A 21394-nucleotide genomic window follows, 5' to 3' on the forward strand; every position below is an offset into this window, starting at 1 on the left:
GCCCTAGAGTTGAACGATGGTTTCGATGTAGCTCACCGAGTTGCGAGAGCCACGCACCTGCACAACGATGCGGTAGAAGGCGCCGGCGGCGGGCTGGGAAATCGATCTCTCGCCTGCTTCGTGGCCGCTGCTTGCTGCACTGGTGGCTGTTGCGCAGTTGTTGGTGCCGGTGACGGCCGTCGATACGGCCCCGGTCAAACTGCAGAGACGGAAGATGGTGTACGAGAGCTGGTTGTTACCGTTGGGCGTCGTGCCGGCATCGACGGCCTTCAGCGTGCAGCTGCCGTTGGTGCCTGCATAGGCGCAGGTGCCATCGGCGTACCAATCGATCAATTGGCGCGAGGTGTTGCTCGCATATTGCCGGCCCGTGACGTCAAGCGGTGCTGTGCTGTCCGTATCGCGCGAGGTGGCGTAGTAGCCGCTGTTGGGAACATCCGCCGTCAGGTCAGCCTGGCCCTTGAGCCATACAAAGGCTTTTCGCGCGGCCTGGTCGCCCGCCGCGGTCGCATCCTGCTTAAAGCTCAGGTTACCGAGCAACAAGGCTCCCGTGTCGACTGACCGTACCAGCGAGAGCGTCGCCAGTCCCAGGATCACCAATGCGATCAAGGCGAAGATCAATGCCGCGCCCTTTTGGCGGCGAAATGCGATGAGGCGGTGCATGTTCAGCTGGCTGAGTTCCACAGCACGTTGCGCAGTGGAATGATGGTGTCGTAGACCCGGTAGCGGTAGTGCTTCCAATCCGGTACGTGGCTGACCTTGATCGATAGGCATTTGCTGCCATCGTGGCAAGCCGCAGCACCCGTGACCGTTGCGCTGGCGCCGAGGTCCCAAAGAGGATCGGCCTGGGTCACGGCGTCGGTTTCATCGGCTTTCTTGATCGGCTCGTACTGGGTACTGCGGGCCACCACCGCGATGCGGATCGCCAGGACCTGCTGCCAGCCGGCACTGGTCGTGGGTGTGCTGCTGTCATAGGTGTCGACCACACCGTCGTTGTTCGTGTCTTTTCCGTACAGCGCTTGCAGATTCACGATGTTGGGAAAGAGCTCGGAGGTGGATCCCGCGGCAGTTGCCGTACGTGTCGTGATCTGCAGTGCGAGATTGCTGCTGATCGAATAGGAGCTGTAGCCCAGGCCACCAAGATTGAGCAGGTAGCTGGCCGTGATGGCGGAGAGCGCGGAGTTGTTGTTCCAGCTGGGAAGCGCACCTTCGACATGCGGCACGCGCAGCGCCCACAACCCCGTGTTGCTCGACGTGCCGGCGCCGTCATCGGTGACCGAGAACAGGCGGCAGGGCGCAGAGACTCCCCATGGATCCGGAATGGCGACCATCAGATCGCCCGCCTTCACGCCCAATGACGACTGCACGGTGAAGTAGTCAGAGGATTGCGCGGTCACCGTCACGGGTACCGAGAAGCCGGCCGTCCGGCTTTGAAGGATCGTCACCGTGTCGGGAGCGCCACTGGCCCCGTCGGTGATTTCGACGGGCGCCAGGGTGGAGGCGAAGGTTTCGGCCGTGGCGCTGGCATTGAGCTTGAAGGTGCCTTGAAGCGGGCAGCCCATCGCATCCGGCTTGATCGCCAGGCCATAGCCGGCCATGGCGATGTCGCGCTGCAGCGTGTAGGCCGCCAATGCACCATTGATCTGTGCATCGTTCCCGCTTGCGATGGTGCGCTTGCGGCTCTCGCTCGTCGCGAGGATCTGCGTGATGACGAGCACGGTCAGCAGTCCCAGCAGCAGGCCGACCATAAGCTCGACGAGCGTGAGTCCATGCATGCGCGACCGAGAAACAAGTGCGGGCAGCGCGAACGACCGCGCGGGGACGTGATGGGGGCGTGTCATCAGCTGGCCGCCTTCGCGGAGACGTTGCTCTGCGTTTCGTAGGTGTGGGTGCTTCCGCCGGGCAGTGCCCACTGGATCCGCACCGAGACATTCCCGGCATTGGTACCCGTTCCCACCGTGATGGCGGCGGTCGCTCCCGGAAGAAGCAGGGCGAGCTTGTCGCGCCATTCGGTGCAAGAAGTGGCGCTGCATGAATCGGTTCCGGCATAGCTGCTGAGGTTGCTGATGTCGGCCCACATGCGGCCGATCAGTTCGCTGGCCAGGTACGCCGCGTTCGCACGCGTGTTGGCCTCGCTCTCGGCCCGGACCAATGCAGTCTGCAGGCCGATGAAGCCCAGGATGCCGAACATGAAGATCAGCAGCGCGACCAGCACCTCGATCAGGACGATGCCGCGATGGCTTCTTCCCCGCGATGGGACATGTGGCCGGAGGGGACGGATGCGGGACGAGGCGCGCATGGCGACGAGATCCTTCAACATTTGCGGGGATCGTTGGTCTGAATGGAGGACCGCGGGTCGCAGATGCGGACCCCGCCCCCCGTCTCGACGATGACCATGAGGTCGAGGTAGGTGGTGTCGGTCTTGGGGCCGGTGATCCGCACGCGATTCAGCGGCGAGGATGTGGTGTCCAGGCGTCCGAGGCCATCGAAGGTCGTCGTGGTGGCTGCGGTACCTACAACTGTCTTGTCGCTCGTATTGGAAGAACTGCCCGCCGAGATCTTGACGCCGCTGCTCGAGGAGCCGATCGCGCGCGACCCGAGGATGGAGGCGCTGCCGCACTTGCCTGCCGGCGAAGTGGTGTTGATCACCCATGAGCCGCTCGTGGATGACAGCGCGCAACTGTTGTCCATCGTGCTGCCATTGGTCAGCGATACGAGGTAGAACGATACGCTTTGATTGCGGCGGACGGCCTCCATCCGCGCTGCCTGGAGACCCGCCTGCAAGCCGTCCGCCGCGCTCCGGATACGGGTGTTGTCGAGCCATACGCCAATGCTGGGCAAGGCGACGAGCAACCCGACGGCCAGCACCGCCATGGTGACGACCAGCTCGATCAGCGTGAAGCCGCGGACGCGGTGCATGTGTCGCATCGGGAGACTCAGCAAGCGCTGGACCGTGTCAGCCAGCAGTTGGCGGAAACGGTGGCGCCTTTGAATTTCGATGTCGAGCGATTGCCGTTCTGATCGATGGAATAGACATCGTTCTTCACTTGGCCGCTCGTACCCGTTGCACTGATGGAATAGGCCTGCTGCGCCCCGTCGGTGATCGTGCAGGCGTAACTGAATCGGTTCGTGGCCTTGAATTCGTTCCAGCTGGACGCCGTCGCGTCATTGGCGCAAGTGGTGCCCGAGCCGTACTTCCGGTTGTCCTGGTAGTACTGCTCCATCTTGGCGCGGAAGTCGGAGAGCGCGTTGAACGCTTCCGGCTGCTGGCCACGGCGGATGTAGTCGTTGTACGAGGGCAAGGCGATCGCTGCCAGGATGGCAATGAGGGCCACGACGATCATCATCTCGATAAGGGTGAAGCCCGGTGCGCGGGCCACGGGCGCGATGCGACGGGGCGGAAAAATGGAAAACTTCAAGGGCACCTCTCGGGGATGGACCGGGTTGGGTGACGAATGTGCGTGCACCTGACAATGGTCACAGAATGTCTCCAATTGTGTTTGATTGCAAAACCACTGATCCAGAGCGGCCGACCATTCGTCAGCAACAGCAGGTGTCGATCAAGGGTTGTGCATACTTTGTTTGTAAATAGTTTGGATTTCATTGCCTGAGGCCATGGTCCGCCGGTCGTGCCGCCGAGCAACAATCGCTTTGGATGTCCTCGGTCCTCAAGCGAACCCCTCCACTCGGAAACGCCTCCCGCATCGGCTGCGTGGGACTCGTCGCGCTTCCATTTCTCTGCCCGCTGGTGGCGGGCCCGTCCGCCAACGCCTGGCAACTGCTCGCTTCCGGGCTGTGCGCCGCCCTGCTGCTGCTGTCGGCGCGCGGTGACGCCATCGATCGACGCCTGGTCGTCTGGCTGGGTTGCTGCGCCGCGGCAATCGCGATCTCGCTCCAAGGCTTCGCGGACCTGCGATCCATGGCCTGCGCGGCGCTGGCTGGCATCGCTTTGTCGGCCCTCGCCGGGGCGAGCCGGGAGGGCAAGGCCGTATCCATTCCGGCTGCATTGGCCTGGGGAATCCTGGCGGTCGGCGTCGCCAACGCGGTTGTCGGTCTGCTTCAGTACGGCAACCTTGCCAAAACTCTGCTCCCCTGGGTCACCTCTCCCACCTCCGGCCGTGCCTGGGGCACGCTGCGCCAGCCCAACCAGTTCGCTACGTTGATCAGCCTGGCGCTGGTCGCCGCCCTTTGGTTGCATGCGACGTGGGACTCCCGCCGTATGCGAATCAGCCTCATCGCAGCCGTCGTGCTGCTGATTGCCGCCACCGCTGCGTCAGGCTCTCGCACCGGCGTGCTGCAACTCGCGCTGATCGCGGTCGCCGCGGGGGTGGTGGCCCGGAAGGAGCGCCGCGCTCCAACCCCGGCCCGCCGTCTGCCGCCACCCCTGGCCTTGCTGGCCATGCTTCCTCTCTACTTCGCCCTGAACTGGCTGCTGCCCCACCTCTCCGCCACCGGTAGCGGAGGCAAGGCCGTCGCCTCAGCCGGCGCCCTGGTCCAACGCCTCCAACCCACGGCCCTCGGCAACGAAAGCCGTCTCACCCTCTGGCACAACGTCCTCACCCTGATCGCCGAGCGTCCCCTGACGGGCTGGGGCTGGGGCGAACTCAGTTACGCCCACTTCATGGCCGCCTACCCCGGCCCGCGCTTCCCGGAAATCCTCGACAACGCCCACAACCTCCCCCTGCACCTCGCAGTCGAACTCGGCATCCCCGCCGCCGTGCTGATCTGCGGCGGCTTCCTCTGGCTGGTGATCTCCGCCCGCCCCTGGCGCGAGCGCGACCCGAACCGGCTCATGGCCTGGGGCCTGCTGGCCGTCATCCTCGTGCACAGCTTGCTCGAGTACCCGTTGTGGTACGGCCCCTTTCAGCTGGTCTTCGGCCTGTGCCTGGGCATGCTGTGGCCTGCGCGCGCCAGCGGCGATCGAGCGTCGCCGCCATCGAAGAAGACAAAGACATGGCTCCCCGACGGCCGAAAGCTCTCGGCCCTCGCAAGCATCGCCCTGCTCTCGTTCGTCGTCTACGCCGCCTGGGACTACACCCGCATCAGCCAGATCTACCTGCCGCGCGACGAGCGCCTGCCGCCCTGGCAGGACGACACGCTCGCCAAGGTCCGGGATTCCTGGCTGTTCGCGCGCCAAGTCGATTTCGCCGAACTGACGCTGACGCCGGTCACGCACGAGAACGCGGCGCGGATGCATGCGCTTGCCGAGCGGACGCTGCATTTCTCGCCGGAGCCGCGCGTGATCGTCAAGCTGATCGAGAGCGCCGAACTCTCGGGCCACGAGGACGAAGCGCGCCTGATCGCCGAACGTTTCAGGGTGGCATATCCGGGCGCCTACGCCCACTGGCTCAGGCACAACCCGGGTGACAGGGCCCCGGCGCCCTAGGCTGCAGGAGCAGTCCAGCTCCCCGACTTCCCGCCACGCTTCTCCACCACATGCACCCCGGTGACCGTCATCCCGCGGTCCACCGCCTTGCACATGTCGTACACGGTCAGGAGCGCGATCTGCACGGCGGTCAGCGCCTCCATCTCGACGCCGGTCGGCCCGACGGTCTCGACCGTGGCGGTGCATCGCACATGCGGCGTCGCGTCGCCGGCCTCGGAGAGCGCGAGGTCGACCGCCACCCGGGTGATGGCCAGCGGATGGCACAGCGGGATCAGGTCGCTGGTCTTCTTGGCGGCCTGGATGCCGGCGATGCGCGCGATGCCGAGCACGTCGCCCTTCTTCGCGCTGCCCGAGGCGATCAGCGCCAGGGTCTCGGGCCGCATCTCGATGCGGCCGGTGGCCACGGCCACGCGATGGGTGGCGGGCTTGGCGGCGACGTCGACCATGTGGGCCTGGCCCTGGGCGTCGAAATGGGTGAGGGAGCTCATGGTGAACGTTCAAGAGGGAGGTGCATCATACGAGCCCGAGTTCTGGACAAGCCATGCCACGCTGGACCCCACCCCCTCGCAAGAAACGACCCTTCGTCCCCGCCCTGCGGACGGTTTGCGCTAGCGTTTTAATAGCGTCCCAGGTGCTGATGCCGCCGCTGGCGCGCGCGCAATTGCTGCCGGGGCTCGGCGACGGCGGCGAGATGACGGCGACCGCCGAGCGCCACCTGGGCGACCAGATCGCGCGCGAGCTCTACCGCGACACCGACTACATCGACGATCCGGTGATCGCCGACTACGTGCAGGAGATCTGGCAGCGCCTGCTGGCGGCGGCGCGGGTGCGCGGTGAACTCACGCCCGAACTCGACGAGCGCTATGCCTGGGTGGTGATGCTGGGGCGCGATCGCAACATCAACGCCTTCGCGTTGCCGGGCGGCTACCTCGGGCTCAACCTCGGGCTGGTGGCGGCGGTGGGCAGCCGCGACGAGCTGGCGACCGTGCTCGGGCACGAGCTGTCGCACGTCACGCAGCGGCACATCGCCCGCATGATGGACAAGCAGAACAAGCAGTTCCCGTTGATGCTCGCGGGCCTGATCCTCGGCATGATCGCCGCGGGCAAGAGCCGCAGCGGTGGCGACGCGGGCCAGGCGATGGTCCTGGGCAGCCAGGCGGCGTTCATGCAGAACCAGTTGAACTTTTCGCGCGACATGGAGCGCGAGGCCGACCGCGTGGGCTTCGGCGTGATGACGCAGGCCGGCTTCGCGCCGCAGGGCGCGGCCACGATGTTCGAGAAGCTGCAGTACGCCTCGCGGCTCAATGACAACGGCTCCTTCCCTTACCTGCGCAGCCATCCGCTGACGACCGAGCGCATCTCCGACATGCAGGGCCGCTTCCAGTTCCGCATGGACACGGTGCCGCCGCCGGTGCTGCTTATGGACCATGCGATGGTCTCTTCGCGCGCGCGCGTACTGACGCGCCCCGGCGTCGACGTGCTGCGGCAGTGGGTCGATGCGGCCTCGACCGGCGAGTTCGCCAAGAGCACGCCGGCCCAGCAGGCGGGCACGCTCTACGCGGCGGCGCTGTCGGCCAAGGAGTTGCGCGATTACAAGGCCGCGCGCGCGCTGGCGCAGCGGCTGGTCGAGCGCACGGCGGAAGACGTTCCGGCCGCGCGCCAGGCGCGCTGGCTGCAGGCCGAGATCGAACTGGCGGCCGGCGGCGCGGGCGTGGCCAAGGCGGCCTCGCTGCTCGACGGCAAGGCCAAGTCGCGGCCCGAGATGCTGCTGGCGGCCGATGTCGCGGTGGCGAGCCGCCAACCCGCGCCGATGATCCCGGTGCTGCGCGACTGGGTGGCGGCGAATCCGCGCGACGCCACGGCCTGGCGCACGCTGGCCAATCTCTACGGCGCGCAGAACGACACACTGCATGCGGTGCGCGCGGACGCCGAGTCGAACGTGGCGATTCTCGACTACCCGGCCGCGCGCGACCGCTTCAAGGCGGCGCAGGAACTGATCCGCCAGAGCCAGAGCGGCCGTCCGGGGGCGGTGCCGATCGACCACTTCGAGGCATCGATCATCGACACCCGCGCGCGCGAGATCGAGGTGCTGGTGAAGCGGCAGGCCGAGGAGCCGGCGCTGCGTTGAGCCAGGGGGAGGTGGATCAGGCGGATCAGCGGCGCGTCAGCAGCCCGCCGAGCGCGCTCTCGATCAGCAGGCTGAGCACCGAGTAGAGCAGCGAGCCCACGAGCGCGGCGAGGAAGCCGTTGACGTGGAAGCCCGCCAGCAGGCCGGACGCGGCCCAGAACATCAGCGCATTGATCACGAACAGGAACAGCCCGAGCGTAACGATGGTGACCGGCAGCGTGAGCACCACCAGCACCGGGCGCACGATCATGTTGAGCAGGCCGATGACCACGGCCGCGATCAGCGCCGAGCCGAAACTGCTGACCTGGACGCCGCTGTAGAGGTAGGCCACCGCGAGCAGCGCCACCGCGCTGAGCAGCCATTTGAGGAGGATGCGCATGCGGCCCAGGATACCGCAGCGCCGGGGCGGCGGCGAGACGGACATGCCCGCGAACCCGCGTGGGACGGGGCGTCGGCACCGCGATGCCCATCGGCATGAGCACAAAAAAAACGGCTCCCGAAGGAGCCGTCGTCTGAGCGGGAAGGCGCGGCGCTGACGCCGCGATCCTCTTATTCCGCCAGTTCGTTCGCCAGCACCAGCAGCGCGCCCATGCCCATCACGGCACCGGGAAAGGCCCAGCCTTGCTGGCCGGCCGGCTTCTGCTCGGGCGTGACCGGCTCGAGGTCCACGCCGACCTTCGGACGGCGGGCGTCGACCACGTGGACGGCCATGTGCTCGCGCTTGAGCTGCTGCGTGAGCTCGGTCAGCGGGCCCTTGGCCAGCACGGCCGTGACCTGCCCACCGTTGCGCTCCAGCAGTGGCAGCAGCTGCGCCTGCAGCTTGCTGAACCACTTCGCACGCCAGTTCTCGCGTGCGCTGTGGCTCACCCACTTGCTGATGCGATGCGTCATGCGCGGCGCGCAAGCCACGAGCACCCAGTGACGCGCCACGACGGCGTCGGCGTCCGGCGCCAGTTCGGCGAACTGTTCGCAGGCGTAGACGACGTCGTCGACGTAAAGAATGATCTTTTCCATAGGGTGCTCCTTCAGGTAGTTAGAGTGGCAGAGACGGGTCGAAATGGATAGGGGACTTTCGTGGGGCGGGCAACGGGCTCAGCTCGCGGTGGCCGGCGTCGACGCCTTGGCGCGAGCCTGGCGCGAAGCCACCCACTTGCCGATGGCCAGCACGAGCAGGGCACCGGCGATGCCGGCGGCGTACTTCACGACATCGGTCTGCGGCACCTTCGGCACCCAGGTCCAGGCGGCGGCGTTGGCCAGCGCGGGGTCGGACACGGCCATGGTGCCGGCGATCCAGCCCAGCAGCATGCCGCCGAGCGTGATGATCATCGGGAAGCGGTCCATCAGCTTGATCACGAGCTGGCTGCCCCAGACGATGATCGGGATGCTCACGAGCAGGCCGAAGATCACGAGCGGCATCTGGTGGCCTTCGCCGGCGCCTTGGGCGGCACCCGCGATGGCGATCACGTTGTCGACGCTCATCACGAGGTCGGCAATGATCACAGTCTTGACGGCACCCCAGAGCCTGTCGCTGCCGGCGATGTTGCCGTGTGCGTCGTCATGCTCGGGCGCCAGCAGCTTGATGCCGATCCACAGCAGCAGGATCGCGCCCACGAGCTTCAGGAACGGAATGGCCAGCAGGGTCAGCGCGAAGAAGATCAGGATCACGCGCAGCAGGATGGCGCCGGCGGTGCCCCACAGGATGCCCTGCGTGCGCTGGGCCGGCGGCAGCTTGCGGCAGGCCAGCGCGATCACGACGGCGTTGTCGCCGCCAAGAAGGATGTCGATCATGATGATCTGACCGACGGCGACCCAGAATTCCGGGGTCATGAACTGTTCCATAGTTTCCTCTGTGTCTTGTGACCGTCCCGCCCCACCGTTGCGTGGTGGCCGCGGGCATGGCACATGCGATGCGTTTCGATTCATCCCGGGCGGGCTGATCGAAGCGAGGAAATGAAACCGGGTGACACCGGGGGATCCAACGACGCTTCGACCAAACCTGCACAGGTTCAAATCGAAGGTCTGGCTCGGCACGCGCACGGCCGTTCGCCGACATGCGCAATGCCCGACAGGCCGGAAGTGTTGTGCTTCGTATTGACGACCTGGCGATGTCCGTCGTGGGAACGACGGCCGGGAGCTACTCCCCTTCGTGGGCGCGATTAGAGCATCGGCGCTCGCGCGCTGGCAACCGAAAGTTTCAAGCCTTCAAAAGGAAGGCGCTCAAAACCTGCATTGCGACAAGGTCTATTGCTACAAGTTTGGTAGCGCCTATAACCTTCGAGGGTCTCGGGACATTGGCGGACTATGATCGCCCGCCCTGCCGATCTTTCTGCGTTCATGGCCGCCATCCACATCACCGACATCGAGGCCGCCATCAATCACTGGCGCGAGAAGAGCCCCTCGCCCGATGGCGTCACGCTCGCGCCCGAGCTGCGCGCGCTGGCCGAGGTCTATGCGCTCATGGTCTACCACCACGAGGACGAGGTCGACGAAGTCGGCTTCCCGGCCAAGGCCTGGGCCGCCTGGCTGGACTGGTACCAGAGCACGCCCGACACCCCCTGCATCGCGATCTGCTCCACCAGCCAGGGCGACGACCAGTGCAAGGGCTGCGGGCGCAGCTTCGACGAGGTGCAGCACTGGCCCGCGATGACGCCGGCCGAGAAGCGCGTCACCTGGCGCCGCATCACCATGGAGGATTCGGCCTGGCGCTTCAACCGCTATGCCGAGCGCGCGCGCGAGGCCGAGCCGCCGAAGTGGCCCGACGAGCCGGACGATCCCGCCGTGCCCACCGGGCCCGAAGACGCGAACTGAGCGGCCGGCCCGATGCGTCGCCTCGCGCAAGCGCCCAACCTCGCCATCGCGACGCTGTGGGTGCATGCGCTGCGCGAGGACGGCGTGGCCGCGACCGTGCAGCGCGAGTACCTGGGCGCGGCGGCCGGCCAACTGCCGCCCGACCAGTGCCTGCCCGAGATCTGGATCGACGACGAAAGCCAGTTCGAGCTCGCCCAGCGGCTGCTGCATGCGCTGCAGCACCGGCCGCAGCGCAGCTGGCAGTGCGTCTGCGGCGAGCGGATCGAGGGCGGCTTCGAGCAGTGCTGGCAGTGCGGCGAGATGATGCCGCCCTGAGGCCCCTGCGTTATTTCCAGCGCAGCAGCTCGATGTCGACGCTGTTCGCGCCGTCGCCGAGCGTCAGCGTGTTCTCCTGGATCGTCGCCTGCAGCTGCATCGAGCGCTGCGCCAGTGCCGCGAGCGCCTGCGAGGCGGCGGTGGGCACACGGTAGACGCGCAGGTTCTGCGGCCGCGAGAGCTTGTTCTCGATGCCGCGCCACCAGATCTCGGCCGCGTGGTTGAAGCAGTAGACGATCACCTCGTCGGCCTTGCCGCAGGCCTTGATGACGGGCTTGTCCTCGGGCTGGCCGACCTCGATCCACAGCCGGGTCTGGCCCGTGAAGTCGCGCAGCCAGACATCGGGTTCGTCCACGTTCGACAGGCCGGCGCCGAAGGCCAGCGTGCCGTCGCCGTTGCAGATGTCCTGCAGCTGGTGCGCGTTGAGCGCCAGCGCGACCAGGCGGATCATCATCCGCTCGTCGGTCTCGCTCGGATGGCGCGCCAGCGTGAGCGCGTGGTCGGCGTAGTAGCCGTGGTCGATGTCGGCCACCGCGAGGTTGGCCTTGAAGATGGTGGATTTGAGCGCCATGGGTGCGCGAGTGTATGCGCGCGCTCCCGGGCCGGCGCCGGCCCGGGAGATGCCCGCCGGCCGATCAGTAGGCGACCGAGGCCTGCAGGTACACGGTGCGCGGCTGGCCCACGTACTTGCCGCCGTTGTTGTCCACCGAGCGGTTGAAGTAGCGGCGGTCGAACAGGTTCTTCACGCCCACGGCCAGCTTGAGGTTGCGCATCGTCGGGCCGAAGTCGTAGCCGGCGCGCACGTTCATCACCGCGTAGCCGGGGATGTTGCCCAGGCGGCCGGTGCTGTCCTCGAGCGTGACGTAGCGCGCATTGGTGTCGGGCGAGCCCGGCGAGCGCTGCTTCGACTGCGCGTAGACGTCGGCGTTGAAGGTCCACGGGCCGCGCTCGTAGCGCGCGCCCAGCGTGGCCACCTGGCGCGAGTAGAACGGCAGGTCGCGGCCCGCGAAGGCGCCGGCCTTCTGGATCGCCTGCGTGTAGGTGTAGGTCGCCGACACCGACAGTCCCTTGAGGGCCGGGCTCAGGTCGCCGAGCTCGTAGCGCAGCGCCGATTCCAGGCCGCGGTGGCGCGTGGCGCCCAGGTCGGTCCACTGGCCGACGTCGCCGGTGATCGAGCGCGCGAGCTGCAGCTCCTTGTCGAAGTTGATGTTGAACAGCGTGAGCTCCGAGCTCCAGGCCTCGCCCTTGTAGTGCGTGCCGATCTCATAGGTCTTCGCCTTCTCGGGATGCAGGCCGTCGGTGGACTGGGCGAGCTGCGCGTACTGCTGCGGCCCGAAGGACACGCCGGCGTTCGCGAACAGCGACCAGCGCTCGTTCATGCGGTACATCACCGACACGGTCGGCAGCCATTCGTTGGAATCGATCTTCGGCGCGATCACGCTCGTGATGCGGCCGTTGGTCAGGCCCACCACGTCGTTGTGCGAGCGGATCGCCTCGTAGCGCACGCCGGGCGTCACGGTCCAGTTGCCGAAGTCGATGCGGTCGTCGATGTAGAAGGCGTTGGCGGTGGTGCCGCCGGCGCTGGTCTGGTAGGCCGGCTGCGCCAGCGTGCTGGCGTCGAAGCCCAGGCGCGGGCGGTAGTAGCTGCTGCGCGTGGCCACTTCGGAGCTGGCCTCCTTGAGGTAGCGGTAGCCCACGCTGACTTCCTGCACCACGCTGCCCGAGTCGATCAGGCGCGAGTAGCGCGGCTCGATCGCGAAGGTGTGGTACTCGCGCGGCGCGGCGGTCAGGCGGCGCTGGTTGGCGCTGCTGCCCGTGCCTTCCTGCTCGAGGTGGCTGCCGCGGAACGAGTCGGTGTAGTAGGTCAGCAGCTCGAACTTGTTGATGCCGTCGTTGTGCGTGTAGCGCAGCGAGCCGTCGGTGCGCCGTCCGGTGAACTCGTCGAAGGGACGGTCCGACTGGAACGGGTTCAGCGCGTACTGCGCCGTCGTCAGGCCGCCGGGCATGCGGCCCTGGCCCTCGAAGTGGTGCAGCGCCACCGCGATGTCGTCGGTCTTCGAGAAGCGGTAGCTGCCCTTGAGCATCACGTCGTCGATGTTCGTCTTGTCGTTGCTCTGGCGAAAGCCCTCGCCGTGCGTGCCCGAGTACAGCAGCGCCAGGCCCAGGCCCTTGTCGTTGGTGCCGCCGACGAACACGCTGGGCGTCGACTTGGTGCCGCCGCCATGGCCCGCGCTCTCCACGCCGATGCTGGCCTCGGCGGCAAATTTCTCGGGGATCGAGCGCGTCACGAAGTTGATGATGCCGCCCACGTTCTGCGGTCCGAAGCGCACCGAGCCGGCGCCGCGCACCACGTCCACGGTCTCGATGTTGCCCAGCGACAGCGGCGCCAGCGACAGCTGCGGCTGGCCGTAGGGCGCGTAGGCCAGCGGCACGCCGTCCATCAGGATGGTGGAGCGCGGCGACAGGCGCGAGGTCAGGCCGCGCACACCGACGTTCAGCGAGATGTCGCTGCCGCCGGTGCCGTTGCTCTCCTGCACCTGCACGCCGGGGATCTGGCGCAGCACGTCGCGCACGCTGGACGAGCCGCTCTCGCGGATCTGGCGCTGTTCGACGATGGTCCGCGCGCCGGGATGCTCGACGACCTTCTTCTCGGTCGGGCTGCCGAGCCAGTCACCGGTGACGGTGATGGCCTCGAGCGCCTTGCCGTCGGCGCCCGCGGGCGCATCGCCCTCGGCGGCGAAACCGGGCAGGCTCAGGGGAAGCAGGGCCATCGCGATGGCGGTGCGTTGGAAGGGGGACACGGGAACTCCTCGGGTTTCTGAAATTGAAAAAGGAACGGGCGGGCGTGGGGCGCGTCGTTCGTGCAGGACGGCGTCGTCGCGCCGTCGTCGTCGAATCGCTTGGCGTGGGACTCAGGACGAGGGGCGCGCGACCGCGGCGCTGCGCCGGGCCGCCTCGGCGGCCGTGCGGCGGCGCCGCCACCAGAGCCAGATGCCGCTGAAGCCCAGGCCGCCGAGCGCGAGGCCCAGCAGCGCGGTCACGACCTCGTGGACCACGCCGCCGAGCTCGCCGGTGTGCAGCGGGAAGATCACCGCCACCGAGCCGTTGCCGGCATCGAGCTCCTGCCACTTGCGCGCGGCCAGCACCTCGCCGGTGACCGGGTGGAGCCAGGCCGAGCTGATGCCGTTGGGATGCGGGTCGTCGGGCAGCTTGAAGCGAACGCGCACGGGCCGGTCGGCCTTGCCGGGCACCGCCACGTAGCCGATCGGCTGGCCCGGATGGACCTGCTGCGCGCGCGCCACGAGTTCGTCCAGCGGCAGACGCGGGCCGTGCGCCGCGCCCTTGGCGATCGTCGGCGCCTTGACCGGCTTCTGTCCCATGGCGGCGGAGATGAAATCGCCCAGCGGCCGCCAGGCCATGTAGGCGCCCGTGGCGACCGACACCGCGATCAGCAGGCCGAGCACCGCGCCGCCCGTGCGGTGCAGGTCGAACAGCCCGCGCAGAAGGCCGCGGTTCAGCACGATGCGCAGCGAGGGCGGCCAGCGCGTCGGCCACCACAGTACCAGGCCCGTCACCAGCAGCACCAGGTAGGACAGCGCGACGAAGGCCAGGATGCCCTTGCCGGTGCTGTCGAGCAGCAGGCTGTTGTGGATCTTGTAGATCAGGTTGTAGGCACCTTCCTGGGTGCCGCGCCGGCCCTGTTCGGCGCCGGTGAAGGGGTCGAGGTAGACCGTGCCGTCCCAGCTGCCGCGCACCAGCACCCAGTAGCTGTCGCCGGGCTGGCGCGGCGGGCGCAGGGTCAGGTTGGTGTCGGGGCCGAACTCGGCCAGCAGCCGCTGGCGCAGCGGTTCCAGCGGCAGCTGCGCCGCGGTGGCGTCGCCGGCCGTGCGCGCGACGAACAGCTCGGGATGGGCCTGGCGGTCGAGCGGCTGGCCCACGACCAGTGCCGCGCCGAGCAGGGCGGTGACGGCGAGGATCGGGCCGAGCGTGAGGCCGACCCAGCGGTGGATCTTGAGCCAGAGACGTCGCAGGGAAGCGCGCAGCATGGACAACGGGGACGCCGAGGCGTCCCGCACGGAAGTGTTGCTGGCTGGCGCACGGCCGGCATGCGGCGTGCGTTGGCTAGGAAATTGAAGGAAACCGGAAAGGGCGATCGAAACGAATCGGCCGCCCTCGGACGGCTTCAGGCGGCCTCAGCGAACGAACCAACCGCTTAGAAAAGAGGTTGGTGCATCGATGCACAGGGCGTCAGATTCTACCGGCGAGTTCGGCCGCCTTGCCCACGTAGCTGGCCGGTGTCATGGCCAGGAGGCGGGCTTTTTCCTCTTCGGGAATCGCGAGCGAACGGATCAGGCCATGCAGCGCCTCGGCCGTCACGGTCTGGCCGCGCGTCACTTCCTTGAGCTGCTCGTAGGCGCCCTGCACGCCGAAGCGGCGCATCACGGTCTGGATCGGCTCGGCCAGCACTTCCCACGAGGCGTCGAGGTCGGCCGCGAGCGCGTCGCGGTTGAGCTCGAGCTTGCCCAGGCCGGTGGCCAGGCTGGCATAGGCCAGGGTCGCGTAGCCGAAGGCCACGCCGATGTTGCGCAGCACCGTGCTGTCGGTCAGGTCGCGCTGCCAGCGGCTGATCGGCAGCTTCTCGCTCAGGTGGCGCAGCAGCGCGTTGGCCAGGCCCAGGTTGCCCTCGGCGTTTTCGAAGTCGATCGGGTTGACCTTGTGCGGCATGGTCGAGGAGCCGATCTCGCCCTTCTTGAGCCGCTGCTTGAAGTAGCCCAGGCTCACGTAGCCCCAGACGTCGCGCGAGAAGTCGACCAGGATGGTGTTGGCGCGCGCCACGGCATCGAACAGCTCGGCCATGTAGTCATGGGGCTCGATCTGGATGCTGTAGGGCTGGAAGCTCAGGCCCAGGCCCAGCGGCGCCGGGGTTTCGACGACCTTGCGGCTGAAGGCTTCCCAGTCGAAGTCGGGCCAGGCGGCCAGGTGGGCGTTGTAGTTGCCGACCGCGCCGTTCATCTTGCCCAGCAGCTGCACCGAGGCGATCTGCGCGCGCGCCTTCGACAGCCGCACCGCCACGTTGGCGATCTCCTTGCCGACCGTGGTCGGGCTGGCGGTCTGGCCGTGGGTGCGCGAGAGCATCGACACGTCGGCGAACTGGTGCGCCATCTCGCGCAGCTTGGCGATCAGGCCGTCGATCGCGGGCAGCAGCACGGTGTCGCGCGAGGCCTGGATCTGCAGCGCATGGCTGGTGTTGTTGATGTCCTCGCTGGTGCAGGCGAAGTGCACGAACTCGGCCGCGGCCAGCAGCTCGGGGCGGGCCTCGAACTTGGACTTGATCCAGTATTCGACCGCCTTCACGTCGTGGTTGGTGGTCTTCTCGATCTCCTTGATGGCCAGCGCGTCGGCCTCGGAGAAGTGCGAGACCAGGCCCATCAGGTACTTGCGGGCGCCGCCGGTCAGGGGCTTGAATTCGGCGAAGCCGCAGTCCGACAGCGCGATGAACCACGCCACTTCGACCTGCACGCGCCGGTGCATGTAGCCCTGCTCGCTCATCAGGGGGCGCAGGGCCGCGAGTTTGGCCGCGTAACGGCCGTCCAGGGGGGAAAGGGCGGAGACGGTGGAGAAGCTCATGCCCGAATTTTAGGCGGGCGGCCCGGGGACGAACCCGGTACACCGAAAGCCGGGCTTTGGCGTTCCCCTAAAATGATTATGAACAAACGTTATCAATGTCGAGGGAGAGAGCCTTCATGAAACTGATCGGATCCGCCGCCAGTCCCTATGTGCGCAAGGTGCGCGTGGTGCTGGCCGAGAAGCGGCTCGACTACCAGTTCGTGATCGAGGACGTCTGGTCGCCCGACACGACCATCGCCAACTCGAACCCCCTGGGCAAGGTGCCGTGCCTGATCATGGAAGGCGGCGAGGCGATGTTCGACTCGCGCGTGATCGTCGAATACATCGACACCCTGTCGCCGGTCGGCAAGCTGATTCCCCAGCAGAGCCGCGAGCGCGCCGAGGTCAAGACCTGGGAAGCGCTGGCCGACGGCGTGATGGACGCCGGCGTGCTGTGGCGGCTGGAGCGCACCTGGTCCGGCCGTGCCGACTGCGAGCGCAGCGAGGCCTGGATCGACCGCCAGCGCGCCAAGGTCGAGGCCGGCGTGGCCGCCATGGCCAAGGGCCTGGGCGACAAGCCCTTCTGCAGCGGCATCCACCTGAGCCTGTCGGACATCGCGGTGGGCTGCACCCTGGGCTGGCTGAACCTGCGTTTCCCCGAGATCGAGTGGCGCGCCGAGCACGCGAACCTCGCGAAGCTCTACGACAAGCTGATGCAGCGCCCGAGCTTCATCGACACCCAGCCCTGAGCCGCTGAACGGCTTTCGCCCATGAAAAAAGCGCCTTCCGGCGCTTTTTTGCAGTCGGCCCGGCCTCAGGGCTTGCGCAGCGTGTACTGCACCACGTCGATGCTGCGCTCGGCGAAGGCGGCCTCGCAGTAGGCCAGGTAGAACTCCCAGATCCGCATGAAGCGCTCGTCGAAACCGAGCTGCAGCACCTGGGCGCGCTGCGCCAGGAAGCGCTCGCGCCAGCGCCGCAGGGTCTCGGCGTAGTCGGCGCCGAAGGCGAATTCGTCGACCACCTCGAGCCCCGCGGCCTCGGCGGCACGCCGGAACTCGCGCGGGCAGGGCAGGCAGCCGCCCGGGAAGATGTACTGCTGGATGAAGTCCGTGGCGTCCACGTAGCGTTCGAACAGCCCGTCGTCGATCACGATGCTCTGGATGCAGGCGCGCCCGCCCGGCTTGAGCAGCCGGCTCACGCTCGCGAAGTAGGTCGGCCAGTATTCGCGGCCCACGGCCTCGACCATCTCGATCGAGCAGATCGCATCGAAGGGCGCGTCGCCGGTGGTCCGGCCGATGTCGCGGTAGTCCTGCAGCCGCAGGTCGACCGGCAGGCCCTCGGTGCGCTGGCGCGCGTGGGCGAGCTGCTCGTGCGAGAGCGTCACGCCGGTCACGGCGGCGCCGAATTCGGTCGCGGCCTTCTCGGCCAGCGCGCCCCAGCCGCAGCCGATCTCGAGCACCCGGTCGCCGGGCCGCACGCCCGCCATGGCGAGCGCGCGCCGCACCTTGGCGTGCTGCGCTTCGGGCATCGGCCGCGTCAGGTCGCCCTCGAACCAGGCCGACGAGTAGTTCATCGTCTCGTCGAGCCAGAGTTCGTAGAAGGCATTGCCCAGGTCGTAGTGCGCCTGGATGTTGCGCGCGCTGCCGGTCCTGCTGTTGCGGTTCAGCAGCAGGTGGCGCAGGCGGTAGAGCAGGCGGCCGGTCCAGCTGCCGTAGAACACGTTCTCGATCGCGCGCCGGTTCGCCACGAACACGCGCAGCAGCTCGACCAGGTTCGGCGTGGTCCAGTCGCCCGCGATGTAGCTCTCGGCGAAACCGATGTCGCCCGACTTCAGCGCGGCGCTGCACACCGTCCAGTTGCGCAGCGTGAGCGAGGCGGTCGGGCCCTCGCCCGGCGCGGCGCCGAAGTGGCGCACCGAATCGTCGGGCAGCCGCACGGTCAGCGAGCCGTGCGCCAGGCGCTGCAGCAGGCGCAGCACGCTGCGGGCCGCGCGCGGCGCGTCTTGCGGCAGGTGGAAGCCCGAGGCGGGCGAGTCGGCAGTGGTCGTCGTCGGGGTCATGGATTCGCCTGCGGCTGGCGCGGCTCGCCGCGCGACACGGAATGAAGCGGCGGGGCCGGCTTGTGGACGAAGGGCACGCGCTTGAGCCACAGCCGCGCGGCCTGCCAGTGGATGCGCGCGATCAGGCCCAGCGTCATGGCGGGATAGCGCCAGAGCGCGCGCCGCAGGCTGGCCGCGTCGAGCGCCTGGAGTTCGCCGCCGACGCTGGTCTGCAGCAGCGGGCCGTCGGCGTCGTCGTGGTCGATGCGCACCAGCGTGCGCGTGCGTTCGTCGTCGGTGAAGAAGCGGAAGCGGTAGCTGCCGTCGATGCGGCAGAACGGCGAGACGTGGAAGGCCTTGGTCGCGCGCAGCTCGGGCCCGAAGGCCGGCCGGTCGAGCAGGTAGCAATGGCGCTCGCCGAAGGTGTTGTTGACCTCGACCACGATCGCGCGCAGCGCGCCCGCGCGGTCGTGGCAGTACCAGAAGCTGACCGGCTTGAAGGTGTAGCCGAACACCCGCGGATAGCAGTGCAGCCAGGCCTCGCCGTCGGCGTCGTCGATGCCGTGGGCGGCCAGCAGTTCGTCGAGCCAGGCCAGCGCGCCGCCGGCATCGGGCGCGCGGCCGTCGCCATGGTCGACATCGTGGAAGGACAGCGCGCCGCGGCGGTTGAACGCGAGCGCCGGGCTGCCGTCGCGGCGCAGCGCGCGCATCGGCAGCAGCAGGAAGAAGGTGGGGTAGGCGAAGGCGTTGCGGGCCGGGCGCAGCCGTGCATGCCGGACCTCGCCGAAGCCGATCAGCGGCAACGGCCCCGCCGTGGTCATGGGGCGGCTTTCCCGGTCGCCAGCTGCGCCTGCAGGCCGCGGGCCGCGGCGAGGCCGGCCTTCAGGCCGTCCTCGTGGAAGCCGTAGCCCATCCAGGCACCCGCGAACCAGGTGCGGCGCTGTCCCTGCAGCGCGGGCACCCGCGACTGGGCGTCGATCGCTTCGAGATCGAGCACCGGGTGGGCGTAGTCGTATTCGGCCATGACCTCACTACGCGCGATCTCGCGAACCGGATTCAGCGAAACGATCACCGGTTGCGACCAGGGCAGCGGCTGCAACTTGTTGAGCAGGTAGTGCAGGCAGACCCCGCCCGATTCTCGCGCGCCGTCCGCGCGCTGATAGTTCCAGGCGGCCCAGGCGGAGGGCCGCTCGGGCAGCACCGAGGCGTCGGTGTGCAGCACCGCGTGGTTCGGCTGGTAGCGGATGGCGCCGAGCACCGCGGCCTCGGCGGGGCTCGGCTCGGCCAGCAGCGCCAGGGCCTGGTCGGAATGGGTGGCGAGCACCAGGTGATCGAAGGCCTCGGTGCCGGCGTCGGTGGCGACGCGCACGCCGTCGGCGTCGCGTTCGATGCGCCGCACCGGCGTGTTCAGGCGCGCATCGGACAGGCCCGCGGCGATCTTCTCGACGTACTGGCGCGAGCCGCCGCGCACGGTGCGCCACTGCGGCCGGTTGGCGATCTGGATCAGGCCGTGGTTGTGGCAGAAGCGGATCATGGTCGCGACCGGGAAGGCCAGCATCTGCGCGGTCGGGCAGCTCCAGATGCAGGCCATCATCGGCAGGAAATACCAGTCGCGAAAGGCCGGGCCGAAGCGATGCGCATCGAGGAAATCGCCGAGCGGCTGCGCCAGTTCGCCCTCGGTGCCGGCGAGCGCGATGCGCGTGGTCAGCCGGTTGAAGCGCATCAGGTCGGCCAGCATGCCCAGGAAGCGCGGGTCGACGAGGTTGCGGCGCTGCGCGAACACGGTCGCGAGGCTGCTGCCGCTCCATTCCAGGCGCCCGCCGCCGGGCCGCGTGGCCTGGACCGAGAACGACATGTCCGAGTCGGCGGTCGCCACGCCCAGGTCGGCGAACAGGCGGATCAGCTCGGGGTAGGTGCGGTCGTTGTAGACCAGGAAACCCGTGTCGACGCCGTGCGCGACGCGTTCGCCCGAACCGGGCGATGTCGGCAGCGAGACCGTGGCCGTGTGGGCGTGACCACCGAAGTAGTCACTGGCTTCGAAGAGGGTGATGTGGGCCGCGTCGCGCAGCGCGTAGGCCGCGGCCAGTCCCGAGATGCCGGCGCCGACGATGGCGACCCGGGTCGGCGGCCTCATGGCACCGCCCCGGGTTGGCTGGAAGACAAAAATGCTGCGAGGCGCCCCGACGCGAAGGAGGGAGGGAGGGAGGAGGAGAAGAATCGCCTCGGGATTTCGACCAGACGGCAAGCGCCCGGAAGACCTCGCAACATGAAAACCGTGGGGCATTCACTGCCCACGCGAGTTATGAGCGAGGACTTTGCCGCACGGTTCCCACCGCAGTGGTAAGCATTTGTGACGATCCGTTCACAATCTGATTGACGCATCGGTAAATAATATTACCGATACGTCTTCGTGTGAACTGATCAGTTTCGAATTTGATCGCTGGTGCGAACCTGCCGGCATCAGCCCGGATTGGCCGCCAATTGCTTCTCGATGATCGAGATGAAGGCGTTCTCGTCGGGCGCCGTCATGCTCGACCAGGCCTGCACCACCTTGCCGTCGCGGCCGATCAGGTACTTGTAGAAGTTCCATTTCGGCGTCGTGCCCGAGGCCTGGGCCAGCTGCTTGAACAGCGGATTGGCGTCCGAGCCGCGCACCGAGGACTTGCCGAACATCGGGAATTTCACGCCGAAAGTGCTTTCGCAGAAGTCGGCGATCTCCTTGTTCGAAGCCGATTCTTGGGCGAAATCGTTCGACGGGAAGCCCAGCACCACCAAGCCGCGCGCGCGGTACTTGCTGTCGAGCGCCTCCAGTCCCTTGTACTGCGGCGTGAAGCCGCAGAAGCTGGCGGTGTTGACCACCAGCACCACCTTGCCCGAGTACTGGCACAGCGACTGTGGTTTTTCGTCCTGCAGCCGCGGGAAGGTGTGCTGCAGTATGGCGGGACAGCCTGCCGCCGCCTGGGGCGCGGCAGCCGGTGCGGGTGCCGCGGGTTGCTGGGCGAAGGCCGGTGCTGTTGCGGTCAACAGGCCGGCCATCAGGGCCATTGCCGACGTACGGAGCATCGGGACCGACAATGGGGTGGGGGTTCGCATGGCGGGCTCCTGGTTCACAAAA

Annotated in this window: 22 protein-coding genes; 5 read left to right on the forward strand and 17 right to left on the reverse strand. The window is 67.8% G+C overall.

Going from position 1 to position 21394, the window contains the following annotated elements; all coding sequences use genetic code 11:
* Nucleotides 1-3: 3 nt before the first annotated feature.
* Genes AC07PU_RS25615 through AC07PU_RS25635 form a run of 5 tightly spaced genes read right to left on the reverse strand, consistent with a single transcriptional unit; the run spans nucleotide 4 to nucleotide 3416 of the window.
* Nucleotides 4-681 (reverse strand): pilus assembly PilX family protein, encoded by a 678-nt coding sequence (locus AC07PU_RS25615; RefSeq protein WP_495321451.1) that lies wholly within the window; start codon nucleotides 679-681, stop codon nucleotides 4-6.
* Nucleotides 663-1838: a PilW family protein gene (locus AC07PU_RS25620; protein WP_495321406.1), complete on the reverse strand. Its 1176-nt coding sequence runs from the start codon at nucleotides 1836-1838 to the stop codon at nucleotides 663-665. Before AC07PU_RS25620 ends, AC07PU_RS25615 begins: the two co-directional genes overlap by 19 nt.
* Entirely contained in the window at nucleotides 1838-2317 is a 480-nt protein-coding gene (gene pilV / locus AC07PU_RS25625; RefSeq protein ID WP_296774877.1) for a type IV pilus modification protein PilV, read from the reverse strand. The genes AC07PU_RS25620 and pilV overlap by 1 nt, the downstream gene beginning before the upstream one ends.
* A complete protein-coding gene (locus AC07PU_RS25630; protein WP_495321407.1) occupies nucleotides 2311-2916 on the reverse strand; it encodes a pilus assembly FimT family protein in 606 nt (201 codons plus the stop codon). The genes pilV and AC07PU_RS25630 overlap by 7 nt, the downstream gene beginning before the upstream one ends.
* A 17-nt stretch (nucleotides 2917-2933) precedes the next feature.
* The gene (locus tag AC07PU_RS25635) at nucleotides 2934-3416 is read right to left on the reverse strand and encodes a type IV pilin protein (protein ID WP_296774883.1); all 483 of its coding nucleotides are present in this window, start codon (nucleotides 3414-3416) and stop codon (nucleotides 2934-2936) included.
* A 236-nt stretch (nucleotides 3417-3652) separates the two neighbouring features.
* Between AC07PU_RS25635 and AC07PU_RS25640 the strand changes: the two genes are divergently transcribed.
* Entirely contained in the window at nucleotides 3653-5383 is a 1731-nt protein-coding gene (locus AC07PU_RS25640) for a PglL family O-oligosaccharyltransferase (protein ID WP_495321408.1), read from the forward strand.
* Here the strand turns inward: AC07PU_RS25640 and moaC are convergent.
* Nucleotides 5380-5871: a cyclic pyranopterin monophosphate synthase MoaC gene (gene moaC / locus AC07PU_RS25645; protein ID WP_495321409.1), complete on the reverse strand. Its 492-nt coding sequence runs from the start codon at nucleotides 5869-5871 to the stop codon at nucleotides 5380-5382. The genes AC07PU_RS25640 and moaC overlap by 4 nt on opposite strands.
* A 53-nt stretch (nucleotides 5872-5924) precedes the next feature.
* Here moaC and AC07PU_RS25650 point away from each other — a divergent pair, with 53 nt between their 5' ends.
* On the forward strand, nucleotides 5925-7511 hold the full coding sequence (locus tag AC07PU_RS25650; protein ID WP_495321410.1) for a M48 family metalloprotease: 1587 nt from the start codon (nucleotides 5925-5927) through the stop codon (nucleotides 7509-7511).
* Nucleotides 7512-7536: 25 nt separating this feature from the next.
* Here the strand turns inward: AC07PU_RS25650 and AC07PU_RS25655 are convergent, their stop codons facing one another.
* The 3 genes from AC07PU_RS25655 to AC07PU_RS25665 form a co-directional block, all read right to left on the reverse strand.
* Nucleotides 7537-7890, reverse strand: coding sequence for a phage holin family protein (locus AC07PU_RS25655; protein WP_093351452.1), 354 nt, complete (start codon nucleotides 7888-7890; stop codon nucleotides 7537-7539).
* Nucleotides 7891-8060: 170 nt separating this feature from the next.
* Nucleotides 8061-8525, reverse strand: coding sequence for a hypothetical protein (locus AC07PU_RS25660; protein ID WP_296774893.1), 465 nt, complete (start codon nucleotides 8523-8525; stop codon nucleotides 8061-8063).
* A gap of 78 nt (nucleotides 8526-8603) precedes the next feature.
* Complete coding sequence (locus AC07PU_RS25665) at nucleotides 8604-9350, reverse strand: TerC family protein (RefSeq protein WP_093351445.1); 747 nt, start codon at nucleotides 9348-9350, stop codon at nucleotides 8604-8606.
* A 495-nt stretch (nucleotides 9351-9845) separates the two neighbouring features.
* On the opposite strand from AC07PU_RS25665, the gene AC07PU_RS25670 reads away from it, so the two are divergent.
* Both AC07PU_RS25670 and AC07PU_RS25675 read left to right on the forward strand, forming a co-directional pair.
* Nucleotides 9846-10319, forward strand: coding sequence for a DUF3717 domain-containing protein (locus tag AC07PU_RS25670; RefSeq protein ID WP_093351442.1), 474 nt, complete (start codon nucleotides 9846-9848; stop codon nucleotides 10317-10319).
* Between the two features lie 12 nt (nucleotides 10320-10331).
* On the forward strand, nucleotides 10332-10634 hold the full coding sequence (locus AC07PU_RS25675) for a DUF2007 domain-containing protein (protein ID WP_413762007.1): 303 nt from the start codon (nucleotides 10332-10334) through the stop codon (nucleotides 10632-10634).
* Nucleotides 10635-10644: 10 nt separating this feature from the next.
* On the opposite strand, the gene AC07PU_RS25680 is transcribed toward AC07PU_RS25675, so the two are convergent.
* The 4 genes from AC07PU_RS25680 to purB form a co-directional block, all read right to left on the reverse strand.
* Entirely contained in the window at nucleotides 10645-11205 is a 561-nt protein-coding gene (locus tag AC07PU_RS25680) for a YaeQ family protein (RefSeq protein WP_296774906.1), read from the reverse strand.
* Nucleotides 11206-11269: 64 nt separating this feature from the next.
* Nucleotides 11270-13405, reverse strand: coding sequence for a TonB-dependent receptor family protein (locus tag AC07PU_RS25685; protein ID WP_093351436.1), 2136 nt, complete (start codon nucleotides 13403-13405; stop codon nucleotides 11270-11272).
* A gap of 141 nt (nucleotides 13406-13546) precedes the next feature.
* Nucleotides 13547-14680 carry a PepSY-associated TM helix domain-containing protein gene (locus tag AC07PU_RS25690; RefSeq protein ID WP_495321411.1) on the reverse strand — a complete coding sequence of 378 codons (1134 nt, stop codon included), beginning with the start codon at nucleotides 14678-14680 and terminating at the stop codon, nucleotides 13547-13549.
* Nucleotides 14681-14882: 202 nt separating this feature from the next.
* Nucleotides 14883-16262, reverse strand: a complete 1380-nt coding sequence (gene purB / locus AC07PU_RS25695; RefSeq protein ID WP_057593677.1) for an adenylosuccinate lyase — start codon at nucleotides 16260-16262, stop codon at nucleotides 14883-14885.
* A 116-nt stretch (nucleotides 16263-16378) separates the two neighbouring features.
* On the opposite strand from purB, the gene AC07PU_RS25700 reads away from it, so the two are divergent.
* Entirely contained in the window at nucleotides 16379-16990 is a 612-nt protein-coding gene (locus AC07PU_RS25700) for a glutathione S-transferase N-terminal domain-containing protein (protein ID WP_495321412.1), read from the forward strand.
* Between the two features lie 65 nt (nucleotides 16991-17055).
* Here the strand turns inward: AC07PU_RS25700 and AC07PU_RS25705 are convergent, their stop codons facing one another.
* From AC07PU_RS25705 to AC07PU_RS25720, 4 genes are all read right to left on the reverse strand, one after another.
* Nucleotides 17056-18300, reverse strand: coding sequence for a class I SAM-dependent methyltransferase (locus AC07PU_RS25705; RefSeq protein ID WP_208513036.1), 1245 nt, complete (start codon nucleotides 18298-18300; stop codon nucleotides 17056-17058).
* Entirely contained in the window at nucleotides 18297-19100 is an 804-nt protein-coding gene (locus AC07PU_RS25710; RefSeq protein ID WP_495321413.1) for a DUF1365 domain-containing protein, read from the reverse strand. Before AC07PU_RS25710 ends, AC07PU_RS25705 begins: the two co-directional genes overlap by 4 nt.
* Nucleotides 19097-20413 carry an NAD(P)/FAD-dependent oxidoreductase gene (locus tag AC07PU_RS25715; protein ID WP_495321414.1) on the reverse strand — a complete coding sequence of 439 codons (1317 nt, stop codon included), beginning with the start codon at nucleotides 20411-20413 and terminating at the stop codon, nucleotides 19097-19099. Before AC07PU_RS25715 ends, AC07PU_RS25710 begins: the two co-directional genes overlap by 4 nt.
* Before the next feature lie 326 nt (nucleotides 20414-20739).
* A complete protein-coding gene (locus AC07PU_RS25720; protein ID WP_495321415.1) occupies nucleotides 20740-21372 on the reverse strand; it encodes a glutathione peroxidase in 633 nt (210 codons plus the stop codon).
* Nucleotides 21373-21394 lie beyond the last annotated feature (22 nt).

Source organism: Variovorax sp. GW821-FHT10D07 (assembly GCF_059415325.1).

Bases quoted from the DNA above. Each gene is read 5' to 3' on its own strand.
- AC07PU_RS25620 (WP_495321406.1), bottom strand. From the start codon at position 1,838: ATGACACGCCCCCATCACGTCCCCGCGCGGTCGTTCGCGCTGCCCGCA.
- pilV (WP_296774877.1), bottom strand. From the start codon at position 2,317: ATGTTGAAGGATCTCGTCGCCATGCGCGCCTCGTCCCGCATCCGTCCC.
- AC07PU_RS25630 (WP_495321407.1), bottom strand. From the start codon at position 2,916: ATGCACCGCGTCCGCGGCTTCACGCTGATCGAGCTGGTCGTCACCATG.
- AC07PU_RS25640 (WP_495321408.1), top strand. From the start codon at position 3,653: ATGTCCTCGGTCCTCAAGCGAACCCCTCCACTCGGAAACGCCTCCCGC.
- moaC (WP_495321409.1), bottom strand. From the start codon at position 5,871: ATGAGCTCCCTCACCCATTTCGACGCCCAGGGCCAGGCCCACATGGTC.
- AC07PU_RS25650 (WP_495321410.1), top strand. From the start codon at position 5,925: ATGCCACGCTGGACCCCACCCCCTCGCAAGAAACGACCCTTCGTCCCC.
- AC07PU_RS25655 (WP_093351452.1), bottom strand. From the start codon at position 7,890: ATGCGCATCCTCCTCAAATGGCTGCTCAGCGCGGTGGCGCTGCTCGCG.
- AC07PU_RS25660 (WP_296774893.1), bottom strand. From the start codon at position 8,525: ATGGAAAAGATCATTCTTTACGTCGACGACGTCGTCTACGCCTGCGAA.
- AC07PU_RS25665 (WP_093351445.1), bottom strand. From the start codon at position 9,350: ATGGAACAGTTCATGACCCCGGAATTCTGGGTCGCCGTCGGTCAGATC.
- AC07PU_RS25670 (WP_093351442.1), top strand. From the start codon at position 9,846: ATGGCCGCCATCCACATCACCGACATCGAGGCCGCCATCAATCACTGG.
- AC07PU_RS25675 (WP_413762007.1), top strand. From the start codon at position 10,332: ATGCGTCGCCTCGCGCAAGCGCCCAACCTCGCCATCGCGACGCTGTGG.
- AC07PU_RS25680 (WP_296774906.1), bottom strand. From the start codon at position 11,205: ATGGCGCTCAAATCCACCATCTTCAAGGCCAACCTCGCGGTGGCCGAC.
- AC07PU_RS25685 (WP_093351436.1), bottom strand. From the start codon at position 13,405: ATGGCCCTGCTTCCCCTGAGCCTGCCCGGTTTCGCCGCCGAGGGCGAT.
- AC07PU_RS25690 (WP_495321411.1), bottom strand. From the start codon at position 14,680: ATGCTGCGCGCTTCCCTGCGACGTCTCTGGCTCAAGATCCACCGCTGG.
- purB (WP_057593677.1), bottom strand. From the start codon at position 16,262: ATGAGCTTCTCCACCGTCTCCGCCCTTTCCCCCCTGGACGGCCGTTAC.
- AC07PU_RS25700 (WP_495321412.1), top strand. From the start codon at position 16,379: ATGAAACTGATCGGATCCGCCGCCAGTCCCTATGTGCGCAAGGTGCGC.
- AC07PU_RS25705 (WP_208513036.1), bottom strand. From the start codon at position 18,300: ATGACCCCGACGACGACCACTGCCGACTCGCCCGCCTCGGGCTTCCAC.
- AC07PU_RS25710 (WP_495321413.1), bottom strand. From the start codon at position 19,100: ATGACCACGGCGGGGCCGTTGCCGCTGATCGGCTTCGGCGAGGTCCGG.
- AC07PU_RS25715 (WP_495321414.1), bottom strand. From the start codon at position 20,413: ATGAGGCCGCCGACCCGGGTCGCCATCGTCGGCGCCGGCATCTCGGGA.
- AC07PU_RS25720 (WP_495321415.1), bottom strand. From the start codon at position 21,372: ATGCGAACCCCCACCCCATTGTCGGTCCCGATGCTCCGTACGTCGGCA.